The sequence below is a fragment of the Pseudomonas sp. LG1D9 genome (assembly GCF_002949995.1).
GTDB lineage: Bacteria > Pseudomonadota > Gammaproteobacteria > Pseudomonadales > Pseudomonadaceae > Aquipseudomonas > Aquipseudomonas proteolytica.
This window is the reverse complement of record NZ_CP026881.1, coordinates 6262055-6280997: the sequence shown is the minus strand read 5'-3', so window position 1 is coordinate 6280997 and position 18943 is coordinate 6262055. Positions and strand designations below refer to the sequence as shown.

At 58.5% G+C, this 18943-nt stretch carries 22 protein-coding genes and 2 pseudogenes; 2 read left to right on the top strand and 22 right to left on the bottom strand.

Annotated elements, in window-relative coordinates; genetic code table 11:
- Positions 1–40 precede the first annotated feature (40 nt).
- A pseudogene (locus C5F71_RS29820) lies at positions 41–293 on the bottom strand (helix-turn-helix domain-containing protein).
- A gap of 169 nt (positions 294–462) precedes the next feature.
- On the opposite strand from C5F71_RS29820, the gene C5F71_RS28810 reads away from it, so the two are divergent.
- Positions 463–717 carry a LasR-specific antiactivator QslA gene (locus tag C5F71_RS28810; RefSeq protein WP_032866288.1) on the top strand — a complete coding sequence of 85 codons (255 nt, stop codon included), beginning with the start codon at positions 463–465 and terminating at the stop codon, positions 715–717.
- Positions 718–761: 44 nt separating this feature from the next.
- On the opposite strand, the gene C5F71_RS28805 is transcribed toward C5F71_RS28810, so the two are convergent.
- Genes C5F71_RS28805 through C5F71_RS28765 form a run of 9 tightly spaced genes read right to left on the bottom strand, consistent with a single transcriptional unit; the run spans position 762 to position 8235 of the window.
- Entirely contained in the window at positions 762–3515 is a 2754-nt protein-coding gene (locus C5F71_RS28805; RefSeq protein WP_029290838.1) for a conjugative transfer ATPase, read from the bottom strand.
- Entirely contained in the window at positions 3515–3931 is a 417-nt protein-coding gene (locus C5F71_RS28800) for a TIGR03751 family conjugal transfer lipoprotein (protein WP_032866290.1), read from the bottom strand. The genes C5F71_RS28805 and C5F71_RS28800 overlap by 1 nt, the downstream gene beginning before the upstream one ends.
- Positions 3894–5411, bottom strand: coding sequence for a TIGR03752 family integrating conjugative element protein (locus C5F71_RS28795; protein WP_029290843.1), 1518 nt, complete (start codon positions 5409–5411; stop codon positions 3894–3896). The genes C5F71_RS28800 and C5F71_RS28795 overlap by 38 nt, the downstream gene beginning before the upstream one ends.
- Positions 5401–6213, bottom strand: coding sequence for a TIGR03749 family integrating conjugative element protein (locus C5F71_RS28790; protein WP_029290846.1), 813 nt, complete (start codon positions 6211–6213; stop codon positions 5401–5403). Before C5F71_RS28790 ends, C5F71_RS28795 begins: the two co-directional genes overlap by 11 nt.
- Positions 6210–6851 (bottom strand): PFL_4703 family integrating conjugative element protein, encoded by a 642-nt coding sequence (locus tag C5F71_RS28785; RefSeq protein WP_029290848.1) that lies wholly within the window; start codon positions 6849–6851, stop codon positions 6210–6212. Before C5F71_RS28785 ends, C5F71_RS28790 begins: the two co-directional genes overlap by 4 nt.
- Entirely contained in the window at positions 6848–7261 is a 414-nt protein-coding gene (locus C5F71_RS28780) for a TIGR03750 family conjugal transfer protein (protein ID WP_029290850.1), read from the bottom strand. Before C5F71_RS28780 ends, C5F71_RS28785 begins: the two co-directional genes overlap by 4 nt.
- A gap of 7 nt (positions 7262–7268) precedes the next feature.
- A complete protein-coding gene (locus tag C5F71_RS28775; RefSeq protein WP_020300904.1) occupies positions 7269–7640 on the bottom strand; it encodes a TIGR03745 family integrating conjugative element membrane protein in 372 nt (123 codons plus the stop codon).
- 17 nt (positions 7641–7657) lie between these two features.
- Positions 7658–7897 (bottom strand): TIGR03758 family integrating conjugative element protein, encoded by a 240-nt coding sequence (locus tag C5F71_RS28770; RefSeq protein ID WP_029290855.1) that lies wholly within the window; start codon positions 7895–7897, stop codon positions 7658–7660.
- Complete coding sequence (locus C5F71_RS28765) at positions 7894–8235, bottom strand: RAQPRD family integrative conjugative element protein (RefSeq protein WP_029290858.1); 342 nt, start codon at positions 8233–8235, stop codon at positions 7894–7896. The genes C5F71_RS28770 and C5F71_RS28765 overlap by 4 nt, the downstream gene beginning before the upstream one ends.
- Before the next feature lie 307 nt (positions 8236–8542).
- Here C5F71_RS28765 and C5F71_RS28760 point away from each other — a divergent pair, with 307 nt between their 5' ends.
- The gene (locus tag C5F71_RS28760; RefSeq protein ID WP_029290860.1) at positions 8543–8914 is read left to right on the top strand and encodes a histone-like nucleoid-structuring protein, MvaT/MvaU family; all 372 of its coding nucleotides are present in this window, start codon (positions 8543–8545) and stop codon (positions 8912–8914) included.
- Positions 8915–9199: 285 nt separating this feature from the next.
- Here the strand turns inward: C5F71_RS28760 and C5F71_RS28755 are convergent, their stop codons facing one another.
- The 12 genes and pseudogenes from C5F71_RS28755 to C5F71_RS28700 form a co-directional block, all read right to left on the bottom strand.
- Complete coding sequence (locus C5F71_RS28755) at positions 9200–9931, bottom strand: TIGR03747 family integrating conjugative element membrane protein (protein WP_104912571.1); 732 nt, start codon at positions 9929–9931, stop codon at positions 9200–9202.
- Between the two features lie 90 nt (positions 9932–10021).
- A complete protein-coding gene (gene traD, locus C5F71_RS28750) occupies positions 10022–12127 on the bottom strand; it encodes a type IV conjugative transfer system coupling protein TraD (protein ID WP_029290864.1) in 2106 nt (701 codons plus the stop codon).
- 9 nt (positions 12128–12136) lie between these two features.
- Complete coding sequence (locus C5F71_RS28745; protein WP_029290866.1) at positions 12137–12652, bottom strand: integrating conjugative element protein; 516 nt, start codon at positions 12650–12652, stop codon at positions 12137–12139.
- Complete coding sequence (locus C5F71_RS28740) at positions 12649–13197, bottom strand: lytic transglycosylase (RefSeq protein WP_029290868.1); 549 nt, start codon at positions 13195–13197, stop codon at positions 12649–12651. The genes C5F71_RS28745 and C5F71_RS28740 overlap by 4 nt, the downstream gene beginning before the upstream one ends.
- On the bottom strand, positions 13179–13898 hold the full coding sequence (locus C5F71_RS28735) for a TIGR03759 family integrating conjugative element protein (protein ID WP_029290870.1): 720 nt from the start codon (positions 13896–13898) through the stop codon (positions 13179–13181). Before C5F71_RS28735 ends, C5F71_RS28740 begins: the two co-directional genes overlap by 19 nt.
- A gap of 9 nt (positions 13899–13907) precedes the next feature.
- Positions 13908–14579: a chemotaxis protein gene (locus tag C5F71_RS28730; RefSeq protein WP_029290872.1), complete on the bottom strand. Its 672-nt coding sequence runs from the start codon at positions 14577–14579 to the stop codon at positions 13908–13910.
- Positions 14576–15118: a PilL N-terminal domain-containing protein gene (locus C5F71_RS28725; protein ID WP_029290874.1), complete on the bottom strand. Its 543-nt coding sequence runs from the start codon at positions 15116–15118 to the stop codon at positions 14576–14578. The genes C5F71_RS28730 and C5F71_RS28725 overlap by 4 nt, the downstream gene beginning before the upstream one ends.
- 133 nt (positions 15119–15251) lie before the next feature.
- Positions 15252–15966 (bottom strand): annotated as a pseudogene (locus C5F71_RS28720) (ABC transporter substrate-binding protein).
- Between the two features lie 52 nt (positions 15967–16018).
- A complete protein-coding gene (radC, locus tag C5F71_RS28715) occupies positions 16019–16513 on the bottom strand; it encodes a DNA repair protein RadC (protein WP_104912570.1) in 495 nt (164 codons plus the stop codon).
- 100 nt (positions 16514–16613) lie between these two features.
- Positions 16614–16871, bottom strand: a complete 258-nt coding sequence (locus tag C5F71_RS28710) for a hypothetical protein (RefSeq protein WP_104912569.1) — start codon at positions 16869–16871, stop codon at positions 16614–16616.
- 69 nt (positions 16872–16940) lie between these two features.
- Positions 16941–17522 carry an STY4534 family ICE replication protein gene (locus tag C5F71_RS28705; RefSeq protein ID WP_104912568.1) on the bottom strand — a complete coding sequence of 194 codons (582 nt, stop codon included), beginning with the start codon at positions 17520–17522 and terminating at the stop codon, positions 16941–16943.
- A 903-nt stretch (positions 17523–18425) separates the two neighbouring features.
- Positions 18426–18767, bottom strand: a complete 342-nt coding sequence (locus tag C5F71_RS28700) for a helix-turn-helix domain-containing protein (RefSeq protein WP_029290882.1) — start codon at positions 18765–18767, stop codon at positions 18426–18428.
- Positions 18768–18943: the final 176 nt, after the last annotated feature.

Below are 18943 nucleotides of genomic sequence, written 5' to 3'. Positions count from 1 at the left end.
TATGAAGGCGGATCTATCGGGTTTGTGAGGCGTGAGACTATTATTTGACGTGAAGGGCGCTACGCAGGATATCGGGTTCCACAAGTAACTGATCTGCGGTAATTTCGAGAATATTGGCGAGCTTGCACAGGACCAACAGCGACGGATTGCCCGTGCATCGCTCGATTTGACTGACGTACGTGCGATCCACCTCGGCCATGAGCGCGAGCTGCTCTTGGGTAAGGTTTTAACGCGTCGCATCAAGCGATGTTTTCCGCCAGCTGCAGACGAAGCTGTTCGTAGTCTTGAGTCATGCGCGCAAATTGCGCCTTGAGGGACTCTCAATCCACGGGATATAGTCTACATTTGCATTGATCTAGGCCATTTGATGCTCATGCTTGTTATTGAGCGTTCATTTGGTTTCGTTAAGCTTTTCGAAGCTGGACCAGCGTCTAACAATAAAATCAGACATCTAGGGTGTGTATGGACGAAAACTACATTTCAATTCCGGCGGCGGACGGTTGTCCAAGCCTTCTGACACCCTGGGGCAACGAATTTGCCCCAATGATTGAACGTGGCGTGCAATGTGCCCAAGCTTGGCTTGATACGCCGGGTGAGATTCCACTGTGGTGGGAGTTGGCGCAAACCCGCAAGACCTTCCCTGTCGGTGACTGCCAGGATGCCTTTGAAGCCGGATTCTTGTTGCGGATTCAGCAGCGGCTTCGAGGCGCATCGTAATAACTGGTCACTCGCTTTAGAGCGCGATACCTGAATAGATTCCCCTATGTGGGTTCTATGCCTCGCGCTCTATCGATCCGGTCAGCTATCCGATAAGCCGCTTCCAACTCTGAGCAGCCATTCTCCTGCATCAGTGTCCAGCGCTCGGCTTTTTCCTCGGGCTCTGTCATCGCCAGGGCGAGGTAAAGACTGGGCGGCACGGCCCGGAACAGCGTTTCGAGCTTTTTCGACAGCACCACTCCTTCGGTGTATTTGCCCGGCTCCTTGCTGGCGGAGAGCAACAAGGCTTTCTGTGCCGGCGTGAGTTTCTTGAAGCGAGCGATTTCTTCGATTTCCGCGGGCGGCATGTTCAAACAAATCCACCATTCGATCATGTTGAGCATGGTCTGCGCGGCAGTGGGGAAGTCGGCAAGGTTTTGCGTCGCCAGCCAGAACCAAGCGCCGAGCTTGCGCCACATCTTCGTGCCCTTGACCACGAATGGCGCCAGCAGCGGGTTTTTGGTGATGATATGGCCTTCGTCGGTGACCATGATGATTGGCCTCCCCAGGTACTGGTCGCGTTCGGCTAGGTTGTTCACGGTGTTCATCAGGCTGATGTAGCTGATGGACATCTGCGCCTCGTAGCCTTCGCGAGCGTAAGTGGCGAGATCGACAATGGTCACATCGCTCTCGGGCCAAGACGTGCCCTCGCGATCGAACAACTCACCCTCGAAACCCTGGCAAAACAGGTCGATGGACTCGCCCATTTCCTGGGCACGCTCGCGACGTTTCTCCGGTAAGTGCGGGTCAGCGGCGACGCGTAATAAAGCGTCGCGCACGTCGCGGGTCAGTACCTGGTGACCCGCCGCGATACAGGTCTGCGCCGCATCCAGGATGCACTCGCGGATCAGGCTGCGGTCGGCTCGACTCAGGCGGGCTTCTTCCTTGGCCTCGCCGCCGGTGATCATCAGTCGAGCGGTGATTTCCAATTCGCCGAGAACATCGCGTTGGTCTTCGCGACTGGCTACCGCCTCATCGTCCAGCTCATCGATCGACAGACTCGCCACCTGATCCGGTTGCTCGACCAGGCGCCAGGCATCGACAAAGGGCGCGAGAGTGACCAAGGCGCCAGGTTTCAATTGGACCTTGTTGACCGACAGGCCCTGTGTCGCGAAGTAGTCGCCCTGCAAGCCAAACGAATTGCCTGCCTCGACGATAAACAGGCGAGGGCGGTACACGGCCATGACCTGCATCAGTAGGGTAACCAGAGTGGCCGACTTGCCGGCGCCGGTGGGGCCGAACAACAGCAGATGACCATTCATAGCTCGGTCCAGGCGTGATAACGGATCAAAACTCAACGGCGAACCACCACGATTGAACAGGGTGATACCTGGGTGGCCGGTGCCGGTGCTGCGGCCCCACACCGGAATCAGATTCGCCAGGTGCTGGGCAAACATCAGGCGGGTGTACCAGTTGCGCGTGTCGCGGGCCGGGTTGTAAGCCATCGGTAACCAACGCAGGTAACTGTTGCAGGCGGCGACTTCATCGCCTTCGCGTACCGGTTGTAGGCCCGCACCCAGTAGTGCGTTAGCCAGGCTGCCCGAGCGCTGGTGCAATTGCTGTTCATCGTTACCGCGCAGGTAGAACGCCAGGGTGCCGCGGTACAGCTTGTGCTGGCGGCCGATGATTGCACGAGCCTCTTCAACATCTTGGCGGGTCTGGGTCGAGGCCTGGTTTTCACCGATGGCTTTGCGCGCCAGGCGGTTCAACTGCTCCTCAAGTACATCCTGCGGTTTGACCACCAAGGTTAGACTCGTGACTGTACCTTCGGGTAACTGGTCGAACAGTGCATTCACCGCGTCACCTTTGCGGGTTTCTCCGGTGAGTTGACCAATCAAGGGCGCTCGGCGCAGCTTGTCCACCACCATGATCCGATGGGGTTGATCATCGAAAAACCAGAGCCCGTGCTGGACATCCGAGCGCGGTTCGTTGAAGAACAGCCGCTCGGCGAAGTCATGATCGAAGGGCAGTTCCAGCGACTCGCCGTCGCCCGACTCCGGATAGGTCACGCGGCGGTAGAACTCCTCGGGCGCTTCATCGGTGAGCCTGGGTGCCGGATTGAACCAGGGCACTAACCAGGCATACAGACCTCGGCCATCGACTCGCGTTGTTTGCACCCCGCATGCCTGCAACGAAGCAGCAATACGTTCGCAAGCCTGATGCAGGGATTGCACCGGGGTGAGTCCCGTCTCCTCAGCGTCAGACTCAAGCCAGCGATAGACCACCAGGCGCACCAGTCGGTTATTGCCGCGCCAGGGGAGGCGTGTGACGGCCTTGTCCTCAAACAGCCCACCCGGTTTGGCAACGGCCTTCAGATGACGGCGAGTGAGTTCTAGGTACGCTTCCGTGAAGACCGTCCCTCGCGCGCTGTCCTGGATATAGCTAGTGAGCCGGTTCAGGTAAGGGGTGAAGTCGTTATCGTCCTGGCAGAAAAACTGCGCCACCCACGGCGCTTGATCCAGCTCGTCAAAGCTATCCTGCAGAGCATCCTCGAGGGCATCGCGGGCTGCCATCAGCCAATCGGGTTCGCGCCCTTCGGTGCCAATGGGCAGCAACTCGAACACCGCACCCACCGAGCGGTTGTCATCCAGCAGAAAACACTGCTCGGTGTCGAGGTATTCGACCCATGGCAGGTGATCGGTGAAGCTGGGGTTGTGCGCATAGAGTGCCGCTTCATCGGCCAAGGTGGCGCGAGGGCGCAATGGGTGGCGCCAGGCTTTCCATGCAGAAGTGCGGTTGCCCGCATCGCTCGTACGCACTACAAGTCTTCCTGATGTTCACCCGGCAATGCGTACTGCACCCGTTGGTAGAACGGAAAGACGGTCGAGTAACCCGGAACTGGTGCCTGCTCGGTACCACTCAAATGCGGATAGACGTACAGCACCAGATCGGGATTAGGCAGGCGCGGGAACAGGTTGCGAATCTCGTTCGCCGCTGTACGTGTGTACGGTTCCTGGAGAGCCGCGGAGACATCTGCCTGAGCCAGCGGGCGGCGTAACTGTTGCCGAGCCTCCAACAGTTGCTGCTGAGTGCCTTGCGAACCGGCGCCGTTCCAGATATCCAGCATGGTTTGCTCGCCATGGGGCACCAGCGTGTCCTTGTCGGTGGAACACCCCGTCAGGACCCAGCAGAACACGCTAATCCAGGTCAGGCAGAGAAGCATGGTCTTTTTCATGGCGAACGCTCCGGCCCTTGGGCTCGTAGTCGATGGTGATCTCATGGTCGAGGTGCAGTGCGACCTGTGCTGCAGGTGGTACGTACACCGCCGCAAAGGCTTCGCCATACAGTTTGTTCACCCACTCGCGGATGTCGCTGACCCCACCACTGAGAATTGAATTCAGTGCGCTGTTGCCACTGCTGCTGTTGACTCCGAGCGTACTGCCGCCCGAAGTGATCACACTGCTGTTGTTCCGCTCATCCCCGAGCAGCGCTGCGACACCGGCACCGGCGGCAGTGATCAGGCTCTGGCTGCCGAGGTATTGCTGGGCGTTCGAGCGGCGCTCGCCAGCGATGCAAGGAATGCCATACGGATCGGACAGGTAACCGAGCCCACCGCGGATCTTGTCGGTGTTCGAGCTCTGGGTGGTGGAGGCAGTGCGGCTGGCTATCGCCTTCGGCTGAGGCACCGTGCGGATGGTGCCATCGGTGAATACAAAGGTGATTGACTCGACCTGTCCGCGTACGCAGGACAGGGTCCAGTCACCGGACGCCGCGCCGCTCATCACGGCCCCGGCGACGTCCGGCAGGTCGATGCCGTTGGCGGTCAGGTTCTCCGGACCGACCAGCACCTTGAAGGGATAGGGGTCATTCACGGTGCCGTCCACCGGGACTCGGCCGATCAGCGCGGTCATGGCGACCGAGCCCATCAGCGTGGCGTTTTCGGGGATGGTGTAGACCGGCTTCGCGCCTTCGGTACGATCAACGGATCGCTTCAGGTCGTGCTCACCCTTGGTAACAGCACGTAGCTGTTTCTGGCTGCGATCAATCGCGTTGTCTTTCAAGCCTTGCAGAGAGTTGAAGGCGGTAGGCAGGCTCAGTGCGGAGGAAGTCTTGGTTTTGCTTCTGGCGTCGGAGGACGGAGCATCCGAGGGTTCAATCCACTGCAGCGCATCATTGGTAGAGTGTCGCCCTTCGAACTGAGCGCCGTCGCCGGGCTCAAGCCCCAATCCGATCGGCATTTCTTTGCTTTTGCCGGTCAGCCCCGACAACTGTTCCTGCAATTGCGTCAGCAGGCCGCGAGCCTGACGACTGTCTTGTTCCGCTTTGAGTCGGGCCTCGTTGGCTTGGCGGCGGCCTTCGTCGACCTGCTGGGTCACACTGCCAAGCGCGGTCTGGATGCGTGAATCGACACTGTTTTCCCGCTCGCGTAGGCGGTTGTTTTCCGTCTGCAGCGAATCGTTGTGTTTCTTCAAACCGAGCATGTCGCTGCGCATGGCCTTCACCTGGCCGACCAGGGTGGCGACCGTATCGCGAGGGGTGTCGCCCGCAATGCCGAGCGACCTGGCTTGCTCGGCGGATAACTGAAGGTTGCCCTGATCAACTGGGTTCTCTGGCGAGGGCGTGCTGCCACCCGCGACCCAGGTTTTCAGGATGATCAGCACCACGGCCAGCAGCGCCGCCGGTACTAGCCATTTGAGCAATGCATTAGCCTTCATCGCCAGCACCTCGCGCAACGGGCGGGAGCAGCACGGCTTGTTCGATGCCGACACCGCGGGTGACGAGGTAGGCGAGTGTGGTGTCTTCAGCACTGCCGACAGGCCCGAGGAAAGCATGCTGAAAGGTTGCGGCGAACAACTTTGCCTGAAGCCTGCGAGGATCGAGTTGCACAGTCTCCAAACCACGATTGCGCAACTTCACCGCCGTCACCCAGTAATCACCGAGTCGCCAGGCGGCGATGGGCGTGCTGGACACGTTTTCGGTCGGCAGCAAGGTCGGCAGTTCGCTGCGCAGCTTGAGCGGGACGCGGCGTACACCGGGCAGGGACTCCACGGTGCGCAGCGGCGCGTACAGGCTTTGCGCGGCGTAGCGCGTCAACGCGACCGGGATCGGTGTGCGTTCTGGAACAGGGACGGCGCTCGATTCAGCCTCGGTAGCTTGCCCCTGAGCATGCTTGAGAATACGCACCGGCTCCAGCGGTTGATCGCCGGGCGTGGTCGCGATATCCAGCAGGATGATCTCACCCGTCGCGACCGATTGCAGTTGCAGTCGGGTCGGGGCAATGGCTTCCGACGCGCGCAGGTACAGAGTGCCGCCGGTGGATTGCACGCGCAGCTTGCCCGTCAAGGTTGAGGGCACGCCGACGCGAACAGCCTCATCGACAAATACCACTCGCTCCTGATTGATCACCAGCGGGACCGCGAGGGGGAGGCGTTCCCAATGCATCAGCTCGACGGCCTGTGCCGCGACTCCCCACAGCGTTAGTGCGACGGTGAGTCCCAGGGTCGACATCCGCTTCATGGTTCACCTCCAGGCAGGAAGATTTTTTGCGGAGTGCCCTGGTAGCAGTCCAGAGCCAGCCCCCACTTGTTGCGCTCGGGATCCAGGTCAAAACGCACCACGCGTAATGGATAACGCACCACCACCCGTTTCACCGGTTCGGCGGCGTAATACTCATCGGCATTGAGGTCGAGTTTGACCAGCCAACTGTCGCGGTCGAGTTGCTTGACCCTGAGTTCCGGGTCTTCGCTGTAGCCTCGGCCCAGAATTTCGTAGACGCCACGCACCCGCTGGCGCAGCTCGCCGGCGGCCTTACGGAACTCATAATCACCGTCGAGGAAGGCCTTGCAGGCGGGTGTCAGGTAGGACTGCAGGCCATAGATGGCGCGACGATAATCCTGCTCGCCATCCGAGGGCCAGCGGTTGAGCTGACCGAAGATGTACAGGGCAAAGGCATAGACATTCTCCGAGGGGATATCCCACCACTTGCGCGTGCTGCCCGAGCGCAGATCTGGCGGTACATGTACGGTCAGATCGGTCGGTGCCGAGCGCCAGCCATACCAGAGTCCGGCACAGAGCAGAGCAAGGATCACTACCGCCAGACGCAGGCTGAAGATGTGTGCCTGTTGGGCATCGACCTTGTTCCGAAATCGGCTCATGGCTGCCACCGTGACAGGGCAGGACGCAGCCGACTTGAACGGCGGACCGTCCAGGCACCGGAGTGGAGGATCAGACTGCCGCGACCCAAGCGCCAACGGCTGGCGAGCATCCATTCGAGTTTGCGGTACAACCAGGTCTCGGGGCGAGCCCGTTTGGCCCGGCGCAGTAGCGTGCCACCGGCCAATAACACCAGCGCCATGCCGGCGATCATGCCGGTCGGCGCTATGGCAATGGAAGCGGTGGCAATCGCTAGAGGGACGCCCAGCAGCAGGCCAATGACGGCGCCAGTGCCGAGTGCTACCCACATCTCATCATTGGTCAACCCTCGCAATACGGCGGGATCACGATTGAGTCGCTCTGGAAGAAAGACCAAGGTGCCGTCGGCAAGGCGTTCGATAGTGTCGTTCATACCGACCTCACAGAATGGCGGCCGCCTTGGTCAGGAACCAGATGATGATCACCACCAGCAGGGCACCGATGCCGACCACTGCACCCAAGTCCTTCCAGGTCTTTCGTTGGTTTTGCACGTCGGCGTACACGGTCAACGAGTGCCACGCCACCCCCAAGAAAGCGAGTAAGGCGATCAGCAGACCGAGCAGGATGCCGCCGTCGTAGGCATAGTTTTTGATCGTCTCGATCAACCCGGAGCCTTCGCCGCGCGAAGGGGCTTCCATGGTGGGGAGCTCGGCAAAAGCCAGGCTTGGGCCGAGCACCAGCAGCAGTCCGATCAAGCGCTGGCTCGCACGATCACGCAGGTTGTTTTTCAGAGGGGTAAAACACTTGAGCATGGCGGCGATCTCCTGGGTTAGGACAGGGTGAAGAACATCAAAACCAGCAAGGTGAGCAGCACGCGTGCGGCGCTGCCGCCGAAGGCTCCAAAGCGCACGCTGCCGCTCGCCCAACCCCGGTAAGCCGTCCACATCACCCAGGCGCACCACAGCAAGGTCAGGACGAGAACCAGGGACAGCCACAGCGTCGAACTGCTCTGCGGTGCGAAGCCGGCGGCGTTTTGGAACGCAGCGATCTGAACGTCAGTCATACTCATGGCGAGGGCTCCGCAATCGGAGTGTCGAGGCGGTAATCACCGACCAGTTCACTGGGGTCGCGGGGTTGCGCACGGGAGGGGTACAGATAGCTCTGCACCCCTTGGCGGATGCGCTGAATGTCCTGGGTCAGTCGGGGGTAGTCGAATCGATAGCGTTCGATTGGTTCAAGGGTACGGGCTGCCTCCGCTCGCGTCGCAAGGCGTTCGAGAGTGTCGAGTTGCTGCTGGACTAGGCTGAGCTGTTCCTGTTCCTGCTCATGAGTCGATGCGGCATAGCCGCTGACATGAGCGATGGCCAGTGAAAGGAATAACAAGCAGCGAAAGACGGTAGTCGACATGATGCTGGTCCATGTGGAGATGGCGCCAGCATCAAGATAGGGGTTGAATTACTCAGTATGAAACGCGAGATGGGATGTATCGCTTTTTTGGAGGCGAGCGGAAGAAACTTACTCACAGATACACGAGCAATCGATTGGGCGAAAAAGAGAGCACAGTCTAGCAATCCTTCCCCATTAGTAATGTGTTGCTCATAGGGCAATGAGTGAATTCACTTCTGCTTGAAACGCGTATGGGTGACGAAGAGTCAATCATCGCTTAGCATGAGGGCGTTCACTTCTCATTTCCCTAACCTGAAGGAAGTTTCACATGTCTCGTTTGGCTGAATTTCGCAAGCTTGAACAACAACTGGCTGAACAGCTCGCAGAGCTCGAGTCGATGAAAAGTGACTCCGGTCTGAAAAAAGAAATGGAATTTGAGAGCAAACTACGTGCGTTGCTTGGCGAGTACGGCTTCAGCTTGAAGAACATCATTGGCATCCTGGATCCAGAAGCTGGTCGTCGTACCTCGACACCAATAGCTGCCCCCGTAAAGGCAGTCCGTAAGGCTCGCGAAGTGAAGATTTACAAGAATCCAAACTCGGGTGAGGTGATCGAAACCAAAGGTGGAAATCATCGACAACTTAAAGAATGGAAAGTCGAGTTTGGCGCAGACGTTGTTGACTCGTGGCGTACTCAGTAAGATCGGTTTGATGATCAGGGGCCTGTAAAGGCCCTTTTTTATTGGTGAGAATTATAAGTCAAGAGTGCAAGTCTTGACCCAGTCCTGCACCAGTTTAATTGCTGGTTAGATCCTTGAATTCCGCCCAAATCTTGGAAGCCTACATTTCATCTGATGCTCTAATCCATAGTGGGAGTCGAGGACGACCTCTAGCAGCTTTATTTGCATCCGTATGGTGTGTCAGTTTTCGGCCGCTGGATAACTATCCTGGCATCGGGACATGTAAAAAAAACTGGTTTTTCCGAATCAGAGATACTTCTTGAATGTCGTTGCCGTGATTGCCGTAATGATGCCGAGCATCACAGCACAAGGGAAAAACACAGCCATGGGATTGAGTGAAAAGGGTAGAGACAAGTAGATAACCCAGGGCACGATCAGCAGTGGTAACACGGCTCGTTTAGCTCGATGGTAGACAAAGCTACTTTCTCTCCCTGCGCCAAATTTACGTAGGTCCCGGCGTATCAGTCCATCGACAAAACCAGTGAATATGGCCAGCAGAAACAGGGGGATGGCCAGGACCAGAATGGTCAGGCGCGCCACGAAGGTTAAGGTCACATACACTGCAGCCAGTACGAAATCCTCGATGCTCACGTATAGCTGATTGGTCCAACTCCAGAAGCCGTTGCCCTGGCTCGACACCCGAGCCTGCCGGGCAAAATCCGCAAAGCCAGTCTCGACCAGCAGCCACTGATTTAGAAAATCCAGTACTTGAACGATCGTTTGCCCGGGTTGTTGGAGGATGAGTGAAGCTTTGAAGTGCTCGCCGAGCCATCCCAATTCGCTATTCAACATGGCCTGGCTGTGTCGCCAACCCTGATCCCCCCAGAACAGTAGCAGACCTGCGAACTCGATGAGGATCGAGAACAGCAACGAGGCGATCAGCAATCCGATGATGCGGAGAACCAGGCTGATCACCGAGATGATCAACCCCGGGCGCTGGACCGATTGTGGCGGCGTGTTCTGGACGGAAGTCGCCATCGTTCACTCCATTGCGCACTGCAGAGTTGAGTTGGGCACGACGTCTTCCGGATCGCTTTCTGTTGAGTCGAAACCTAGGTCAGGGTAGGGCTACCCCACCTGATCTAAATCGAAGTTTGTTGTTGGGCCGCCACCGCTTGCGCTCCACCACTGACCCGCCTGCGCGTTGTAGGCCGCCCGCATCCGTTGAGTGAGTTCCTGTAGGTCCTTGGGCATGGCGTCGTCGTTGGAGGGTTTTGGCAACGGCATGCGGACTTTCCAGAGCTGCCCACCGGCCTGGAAGGAGAACATTTGCCCCTTGGGCAAACTGACGATATGAGCAGGCTCGATCAACGGCACACTGGTGCTGCTGACACGGTCCTGTGAGGACGAGGTGAAGTCCGTGTTGGCCTCCGGATCGGAGGTGTCGGTCGCACCCGACACCAGGGTCTTGGTCAGCACGTTAACCTTGGGTATCTGCTGGGTGAGCAGTTCAGCGGTGGCGGTTTCGCGCACGCGGAGCATCTGCAGGGTGTTGAAGTTGCCAATCACCTGGCCAGCTTTGGCGCGGTTGCCGATACGTGCTTCGATATCGCTGAGGGTCTGGGTGTAGGCGGTTACCTGGATACCGGCGCCGCCACCTTTGTTGATCAGGGGGATGAACTCATCGCCCATCAATTCGTTGAACTCATCAGCGTGCAGGTTGATCGGCAGCTTGTCACTGCTGCTGCCTGATGGGGGCAGGCCATGGTCAATGCCGTGTTTGTAGATGTGGCCCGCGACCGAGACCAAATCAGCAAACATGGAGTTGCCCACAGCGGCTGCGACTTCGGCGTCGGTCAGCGCATCCAGGCCGATGTAGACGATGCCGCGTTTGCGAATGATCTGCATCCAGTCGAATATTGGTCGCGGGTCATCTAGGTCGGTGTAGTTGGGGGCCAGCAGTTGGGCGGTCTTGCCGGTGGTGAGTTTCTCCAGCAGCGGCAGCAGCGAAGCAACGATTTTGTCGAAGTAGGTGCGGTCGTAACGTACTGCCGAGCGCAGTCCATCCAGCACCGGATCGAATACCCGTTTCACCGCCAGGTACTGTTCGATGGCCACCACACGCTTTTCGCGTCCCACCATATGCCGGGGAATGTTCTTCTCAGTGAGTTTGCCTTCCAGTTGGACGATCACTTCCCAGGCTTTCGGATCGGTTTTGGCGAAAAACTGCTGAGCGTATTCGACGAACAGCGCGTCGATATTGACCACATGTCGCTGGATCTGCAGGTAGTCCGGACGCCGGCCGAGCTCGATCAGGGCACGGGCGATGATATTGACAAAGCGCCAGGCGAACTCACGGAAGGCCGCAGAGTTACCTTCACCACTGAGCTGCCCGGCGATGCGTGACGCCACTTCCGAAATGCGTCCGAAACGTCCCACCGCGTTGTAGCGCGCGGAGATCTCCGGCCAGCCCAGATGGAAAACATAGAATTCCTTTTCCCGACCGGCCCGTTTGGCTTCGACATACATCCGCTTGAGCAAGTCAGCATCGCCTTTCGGATCGAAGACGATGACTACCTCATGTTCGATGCGATGAATGTCCTGGGTGATGTACACCTCGGCGAGTCGCGTCTTGCCGACACGGGTAGTGCCGAGCACCAGGGTGTGTCCGACCCGTTCGCCCAGCGGCAGACTGACTTCCGTTTCATCGGGCTCGACCCCATGCAATAGTGGCGAGCCACCTACCGGGGGCAAAGGGCGCATCGGATTGAAGGCACTGTCCCAGGCCGTGACACGGGCCAGTATCGAGAGTGGAAACGGTGCATGCTCCAGGCGCCGTTCGAGACCACGGGCCAAGCGGTAGCTGGTCGGTTGGTCGACATAGTGGGCGACCGCCGGATCCTGGGCCTCGACCAAGCGCTGGGTGTGCAGGCGGGTCCAGCGAAAGCCGCGACCCATGAACAAACGCTTACGGCTGACCGGAATCTGGCGACTGGTCAGTTCGTAGCGGGGCAGCCGACGGATATTGCGCCGATAGCGCAACACCTCCCATGCTTGGCGCAGACGAATCAGGCCAAACAGGGCATAGGCCAACGCTGCAACCAGACCGATCTCGGGTGACAGGGCCACGGCCCAGGGCGAGTACACACACAGCACAACGGCGGCGATGCAGATCGCCACGGTGTACAGCTCCACCGCTGGCCGGAGCTTGGACTCCATTGCATGGTCGGCCATGGCTTGGACTCACTGTTCCAGTGATGTGGCGGTGATCAATACGGGGTAGTGCTCTATCTGCAGGCGAGTGGCGATGTCGTTGCCGTTGACCGGCAGGATGGTGATGCTCGGAGCGGCTGCTCGAATCCGGTCCAGGGCTTCATTATCGGCCACTTCGACGGCGAGGCCGGCCGCGCCCATTTCCTGCAGTTCAGCTGCGCGTTGACGCAACCAAGCCAGTGATTGGGGATCCTCACCGACCAGGAAAAATGGCCGCAAGCCCGGCATGTTCAGGGCGCGAGGCGTGATTTTGCCGGGGCTCAACTGAGAGCTGCGGATGGGCAGTATCCAGGCTTCATCGGTAACCGTGGACAGGTCCGCATGCATGGCCCGATCAGGCTGGGTCCTGTTGTTTATTGGCGGTCTGGAAACTTGAAAATGGGGCCGGGTGAAGTCGCTGGGCTGATCCCCGGCTACGCTCAGTTCCGGCTGGGCGAAAGGTGCCAAGAGCAGGGTGAAATAGTAGGTAAGGGGGATTCGCTTCATGGTGGTGTGCCCTGTTCGAAGGAAATCAGCAGCTGTTCGAGTCTCTGGGAAAAGCCAGCACGGTAGCGTGCTGCCGGCGCGCCTCCTGCCGGACGATGATAGCGCCCGGCAGCCAAGACCCAATCACCGGTGGCAGCGTGATGCTCCTGCAGCAGTGCGGCGGTCACCGCGAGATTTCGGTAGGGATCAAGGGCTTCGCAGGGACTGGAAAAGCGTTGTCCGTGGTAACCCAGGTTGGTTTGCCCGAGACCGACATCGACCCGCTTGGCGTCATGTCGGGCGAGTGCCTGAAGTAAGGCGTGACAGGCGGCCTGGCGAGTGGCGAAGCGGTAAGGGCTACCGGCGATGTTCAGGGTCCAAGGCCAGGGCCGCAGGCGACCACGGACGCGGATACCACTCTCCTGCAGGGCAATCGCGAACAACACCGTAGAAGGAATGTCGGCGTCATGCGCCGCCAGTTGGTAGGCAGGAGGCGGCAATTCGTCAGCTTGGACGGCGAGCATCGTCAACAGGAGCGCAATAGCACTCAGTCGAGGCGTTGCCATTGTCCGTTCACCTGTTGAAATGTGGCAGGCAATGGCCCCGGGGCACCCAGGTTGAACCAGCGACCACGGTCATGGTTCAGGGTGATCTGCCGACGTTGGACCCTTGCCGGATCGATGTCCGCTTGCCGAGCCCAGCTACGGATGCGTTCATCCTGGCCTTGGCTGCCCACCAGATAGATATCGAACGCCGTGTCACTGCTTTGCAGACGCTGCGCTTCGGCGGTGCACGCTGGGCAGTGGTCCTCGACAAACAGAGCTTGGCGCGGCGCGACCGCTGAGTTGGTAGGGGATGGGGATGCCATGCCCTGGATCGGCAGCAGCCCGGGAAACAGCTTGGCCCAGGCTGCGGTGTAAGCGTTCTGGTAGGCCAGTTCGCGCTCGGCGCGTTTGGCTTCCAGCGCTACCTGTAATTCGGCATAGCGCTGGCGTTCCTGGTCGGTCTGGGCCTCGACCCCGAGCGCGGTCAACGGATCGAGGTTCGGGCTCCAGAACCCGCGCGGGCCGGCTTGGATCTGTTCGAAGCGCGTCCACTCCTGCTCCGTCAGCCCCCAACTCGCCGCCTGTTCAGAGTCAGAGCGCCCCAGCGGAGCAGACTGCGTGTCCTGGGTCCGAGACTGTGTCGTGACGGGGTTGCCCATCGCAGCGCCCATGGCCAGTAACGAAGCGAGACAGACAACGGTGGGCAGTAGCGCTCTGTTCATGATCACTTCTCAAGGGAGGAGCACGGTCTGATCTGACTGAGCGGCCACCGCGAAGATGGCTGAGTTCGGCTCCAGCACTTTCAGGTGCCAAGTTCCGAGATGCTCGCCGCTATGCAGCAGTCGAACATCCATGAGAGCGCGACTGTCATGAGGTGCGATCGCCAGAAAGCGCTCACCCCCGCGGGACTCGACACCCAACACCGAGAACGGGGGGGAGAGCGGGACGGGCTTGGGGCGAGCGGCTTTTCTCGGTTTGGTTACGGAAGACGTCAGCGGTGGGTGGGATGACTGGGTCCTGAGGTCCAGAAGCTGCTGCTCGACGTGCTCAAGGCGTGCGTGTAGCGCTGTTATGTCTGCTGCGTTGGCGCGGGCTGCCAGACCATCGCGCAATTCCTGTATCTCTTGCGCCCACTGATCCAACATCGGATCAAGGGTATTGACCTGTTGCTCACCAGTATCGACCATCTGCTTCAGGTCTTTCAGCGCGTACTGCAGCTTCTCCTGTGCATCCTTGAGGGCGTTTGAATCACGTTGCAGGATGTCCAGGGTTTGTAGGTGTTGAGTGTTCGTGCTCTGCAGTTCGGCCACGCGTTGATACTGGTTATACAAACCACCACTCAGGCCGGCGACCACTAGGCATAGCAGCCCAATGATGAGGGTTTGAAACGTCGAGGCTTTCATGGGCGTAACTCCGACTGATCGGGCGAGACGGGTGTGATCAGAGCGATGCCGGCATCAGTTTTTTTCTGTTCGAAGCAGACCGAACGGCTGACATCATCGGTCGTGAGTTGCCAGGCGGGGCCAGCGAGCACTTGCAGCGCGCTGTGCAACGGGATTGGGCCAAGCCGGTAATGGGCCGCGGGCAGAGGGCGGGTAAACAGCACCTTCACCGACGCGGAAACAGGACAGAGCGCATAGCCCGAGCGTTGCAATACATACTGCAACGCATCCTGCACTGAAGGGCTCAGGCTGGATGGGATGTTCACGTCAATAATTTGGGCAAGAAGATCGCGTTGTTCCATGGTGGGCTCGGTGCTGACCAGTGTGTAGCGGCCATAACGAAGTTCTGCCGGATGCCTTTCGTCGGCTGTGGCCCTCGAGTGCTGGGCCCGATTGGAGCCACTGTCTATCTCTGGATTGGTCGGCAAAGGGTCGGGGATTTGCGCGGTACAGGCGCTCAACAAACCCAGCAGGCAGACAGGCGTGAAAAAACGCTCCATGGAAGAAACCTCATGTCAGATTCAGTGCAGAACCTGACATGAGGTGAAGGAGCGATTCAGTGAGAAAGTTGATTCAAGGTGGGTCGTGTTAACACTGAACACGTTGCTATTCATCGAAAATGGCGAGCCCATCCTAGACGGCAGCGTCGGGGTCGAAGATCAACAATCGCACATCCGTCAATGCCGCCAGATACAGTACGTTGACCAAGGCTTCCGGTGTGCCTGCGCCGAGTTGTTCTTGTCTCAAGCTCGAATAACGATTGCCCTCAATGTTCAACAAGTTCTCGTCCGTCCATGTCATGCCGATCAGTTTGCAACCGATACCGCAGCAATCTGGCAGCGTAAAAAGCTCGAACAAGAGGCCGGTTTGCCTCGGAACGAAGTGACTGACCCACTCCTGCAGATAAAGCATCGCTTCTTCGGGAAGGTGCGCGGTACTGATTTCCCAGGCTCGACTGTAGTGTCCCGATTCGAAGCTCAAGCCACGAACCATGGCTTTTGCCTCTTCCAGGGAGTACAGGTCGCCGACGTGATACGGCTCGTTGAGCATTTCGCCCATCACAGCGTAGATCACTTGGCGCACCAGTCCGGTGGACTGACAGCGTTCATCCAAATCATCCGGAATGGATTGGCCTTCGCTGATCACGGCGAAATCGTCATTGAACAGGCAGGGGAACAGTTGCAGCGTCGGGCAGATGGGTCTGTGCGTCGTGTACGGGTCGAAAGCAGGGAGGGCAGTCGTCTTCGTAGATGATCAGTAGCAGCCGATCGATATGAAGGTTGTCGTAACTGCGAGCAAATGGGTTTGAGGCCGCCAGCAGGGCTGCAGCTTGGTGTGTGGGGTTCATGAAGGTTCTCCAGAATGAAAATGAACAAGGCGCCCGAAGACGCCTGTGAGGGTTAAAGCCAGCCATGTTCGGCAAGGGAGAGAGGACGACCTTCACCGACGATGAAGTGATCCAGTACGCGCACTTCGACCAAGGCCAAGGCCTCCTTCAACCGTGCGGTCAAGATGCGATCCGCCTGGCTGGGTTCCGTACAACCTGAGGGGTGGTTGTGAACAAAAATGGCGGCCGCGGCGTTATGCGCTAGGGAGCGCTTAACGACTTGGCGGGGGTAAACGCTGGCACCATCAATGCTGCCGTGAAAGAGGACTTCGAACGCCAACACCCGGTGTTTGGCATCGAGAAATATCACACCGAAGACTTCATGCTCTTGTTGCACAAGGTGCAGTTTTAGGTATGAAGCCACGGCGTCAGGCGACGTCAGGTTAGGGCCGCGGGCGAACAGCCGACGATCCAGAATATGCAGTGCTTCGTCGATCACCTGGTTTTCTTGGACAATGCGATCAGCCTCGAAATCCGAGGTCTCAGTCAGTGTGAGTTGGGTGCTCATGGTGGTACCTCCGAAGGGAACAATCAGGGGTACACGCCCGAGGGGAGTGGTGTCCCCGAGGTGGGTGTGGAGTCGCGGGCGTTAGCAGATGGCGCGCTGTTTACAGTCGCGTGAATCGATGGCGTTGACCGTGTAGGGGCGAACTACAACCGTCGCAGGGCAATGGGGAGAAGGTTCTTATTCCACGGCCTGTTTCGGGATCGAAGTCGGCGCTGATGGGCATTAACCGAACCAGTTCTCGATGGATGCCGGCGATGCGTTTCTCAATTTCATCCGTTGTGTAATAGAGCGATAACGTGCTGTAGTCCTCGTAAGCAGTAGCAAACAGGCAGTCGTCGCAAAGCCAGAAGGATTCCATGTCGTTCTCCTGTGCTATTGAAGAAAAGGCGCTCGAGGGAGCGCCTTTATGTGGAACATCGTTGACTGTTCAGGCGGACTGAACGGTACGGGTGGCATCACGGCGGGCCGTGTGGGGAGTGGGTAAAGATTCAGGTTCGACCTGAGCCTCTGTTGGTTCGTCGGTCCCCTCAGCTTCGGCCTCAGCCGATATTGGAGATGGCTCACTGGTGGGCGCTTGCTCAGCAGGTGCTGTTGCTTCCTGCCTGGCGGGCGCTTTGTACTCGAACGTGCCGTCGACCTTGATCCAGTCGATGAACAGCAAACGACCTTTCAGACTGGCGCCTGGTTGACCTTGTTTAACGCCTTTCTCGTAGAGAAACGGATCGATCCAGAGATCGCCGATACGGAACGACAGCAAGACCTTTTTCTCGGCGTTGACGGCGTCCATATAGAGACGAATCAAGCGTTCAGCTTCATCCCCTGCAACTTTGCAGTCGAAGCGGGTGTACTCCACCGCATCGGTGGCGCCGTGCAGGGCTGCGATATCGCAGGCCATGAATGGCTGGCCGCGGCGGACTTGGACTTCACGAACACGGTTAAGGTAACCGATACCGATGGTGTGCAGGTTGAAGTAAGTGGTCGCTTCTTGGGAGTGGTTGGCATGGGCCATGGTGGTTCTCCTGTTTCAAGGGAAAACGGCGACACACAATCCCTGAAGGGGAAGTGAGCCCCCGTCGGGTGGATAAGGTGAAGGCGAGCGATGAACGACTCGCCACCGGCAAGCCGATGGCAAGCAAGACGATGTGTCTGGAGGAATAGCGGTGCAACTGAGGAACGTCTGCGGTAGTGGTCCGCAAACATGGGGTAGTGGGCATTCATCACCGCTGAAGCGGTAACCGTGCGAGCTTCCGAACGCTGATCGCTCTTGGGTAAACCACCACGAACGTGGCGTAGCCTTGAAGGTTCTGGCTACCTGGGCTGGGCTGTCAACGACAGCAAACCACGCCCCTTGTATAAGCCTGTCACAGGGGAGCGTCAAGACGCTGCAACCGGATTTTTTAAGGCCGGAATACAATGGCAGTCACTGGATTGAAGAAAGTGAAGAGCGGGCCTGGCGGGGTGCCAGGCGAGGAACAGAAAAGCCACCTTTGGCGGTCTTACGCAGTCGACAAGCTCCTCGCAAAACTTGGTTTAACTGCGCCATGATTCGCCAACCGACCCTTGTCATGGCCTGGGTCGGAAGCTGCTGGCACGCATCCGCGCACAAAGGGTGCCCAGTGTTTCCCCGGCGGGCTCCGGGACTGAATACGATCGTCGAAGCGGATGACCGCTATTGCCTGGCAGAGGCAACAGTGGTCATCCGCCACCACAATCAGGTCGAGCACAAAATGGGAGTGAAATTCCGCAGAAGAGAAGGCTCCGAACTCTAGGAGTCCGACCGAGCTGCCCGGAGCGAATCGGTCTTGGGTCGCCGTTGGCGGTGATCCTGAGGCACTACAGCAGAGAGGGTGGGACGACGTCAAGACAGAGGGCGTCCCTCAGAGCCCCCTATATCGAATGCGAGCGAAGGAGCTCACTTGTTGGCGAGATGAGCGGCTAATTGTTCGACGGTTGCCAAGATATAGGCACGGTCGCTTTCTTTCAGTCCACTCAGCAGACCTGCGATCATCTGGCCCTGGTCATTGGGACGATTGCTCGACTCCGTCAGCAGTTCATCCATTCGGCAGTCGAAAATGTCCGCCAACTGCATCAGCTTGACCACGGAAAGCTCCACTACACCCCGCTCCAGGCGCGATATGGCTTCACTGCCGATCCCCATGCGCTCAGCCACCTCTTCCTGGGTCAGATTACGCTCGGTCCGGTGTTTCGCGATCATGCGCCCGATTTGGGCTTGGGTTGGATGTTTATGTGCCAAGGGATGAGTTCTCCAGTTCAACCCGAATGGTTGAGCAAAGACCCATTGACATGAACATCCTTAACGGTTGAGTATCGACTTATTGGGTTGCTATATTGGCTGAAATCGCTGTGTAATGCGACGTGGGTTCTATTCCTCCAGGAATCAGAGTCCAGGGTGGCCCGTGAGAATGAATG

Coding starts and splice junctions, on each gene's coding strand:
- C5F71_RS28810 (WP_032866288.1), top strand. CDS start 463: ATGGACGAAAACTACATTTCAATTCCGGCGGCGGACGGTTGTCCAAGC.
- C5F71_RS28800 (WP_032866290.1), bottom strand. CDS start 3,931: ATGAAAAAGACCATGCTTCTCTGCCTGACCTGGATTAGCGTGTTCTGC.
- C5F71_RS28795 (WP_029290843.1), bottom strand. CDS start 5,411: ATGAAGGCTAATGCATTGCTCAAATGGCTAGTACCGGCGGCGCTGCTG.
- C5F71_RS28790 (WP_029290846.1), bottom strand. CDS start 6,213: ATGAAGCGGATGTCGACCCTGGGACTCACCGTCGCACTAACGCTGTGG.
- C5F71_RS28785 (WP_029290848.1), bottom strand. CDS start 6,851: ATGAGCCGATTTCGGAACAAGGTCGATGCCCAACAGGCACACATCTTC.
- C5F71_RS28780 (WP_029290850.1), bottom strand. CDS start 7,261: ATGAACGACACTATCGAACGCCTTGCCGACGGCACCTTGGTCTTTCTT.
- C5F71_RS28775 (WP_020300904.1), bottom strand. CDS start 7,640: ATGCTCAAGTGTTTTACCCCTCTGAAAAACAACCTGCGTGATCGTGCG.
- C5F71_RS28770 (WP_029290855.1), bottom strand. CDS start 7,897: ATGAGTATGACTGACGTTCAGATCGCTGCGTTCCAAAACGCCGCCGGC.
- C5F71_RS28765 (WP_029290858.1), bottom strand. CDS start 8,235: ATGTCGACTACCGTCTTTCGCTGCTTGTTATTCCTTTCACTGGCCATC.
- C5F71_RS28760 (WP_029290860.1), top strand. CDS start 8,543: ATGTCTCGTTTGGCTGAATTTCGCAAGCTTGAACAACAACTGGCTGAA.
- C5F71_RS28755 (WP_104912571.1), bottom strand. CDS start 9,931: ATGGCGACTTCCGTCCAGAACACGCCGCCACAATCGGTCCAGCGCCCG.
- traD (WP_029290864.1), bottom strand. CDS start 12,127: ATGGCCGACCATGCAATGGAGTCCAAGCTCCGGCCAGCGGTGGAGCTG.
- C5F71_RS28745 (WP_029290866.1), bottom strand. CDS start 12,652: ATGAAGCGAATCCCCCTTACCTACTATTTCACCCTGCTCTTGGCACCT.
- C5F71_RS28740 (WP_029290868.1), bottom strand. CDS start 13,197: ATGGCAACGCCTCGACTGAGTGCTATTGCGCTCCTGTTGACGATGCTC.
- C5F71_RS28735 (WP_029290870.1), bottom strand. CDS start 13,898: ATGAACAGAGCGCTACTGCCCACCGTTGTCTGTCTCGCTTCGTTACTG.
- C5F71_RS28730 (WP_029290872.1), bottom strand. CDS start 14,579: ATGAAAGCCTCGACGTTTCAAACCCTCATCATTGGGCTGCTATGCCTA.
- C5F71_RS28725 (WP_029290874.1), bottom strand. CDS start 15,118: ATGGAGCGTTTTTTCACGCCTGTCTGCCTGCTGGGTTTGTTGAGCGCC.
- radC (WP_104912570.1), bottom strand. CDS start 16,513: ATGAGCACCCAACTCACACTGACTGAGACCTCGGATTTCGAGGCTGAT.
- C5F71_RS28710 (WP_104912569.1), bottom strand. CDS start 16,871: ATGGAATCCTTCTGGCTTTGCGACGACTGCCTGTTTGCTACTGCTTAC.
- C5F71_RS28705 (WP_104912568.1), bottom strand. CDS start 17,522: ATGGCCCATGCCAACCACTCCCAAGAAGCGACCACTTACTTCAACCTG.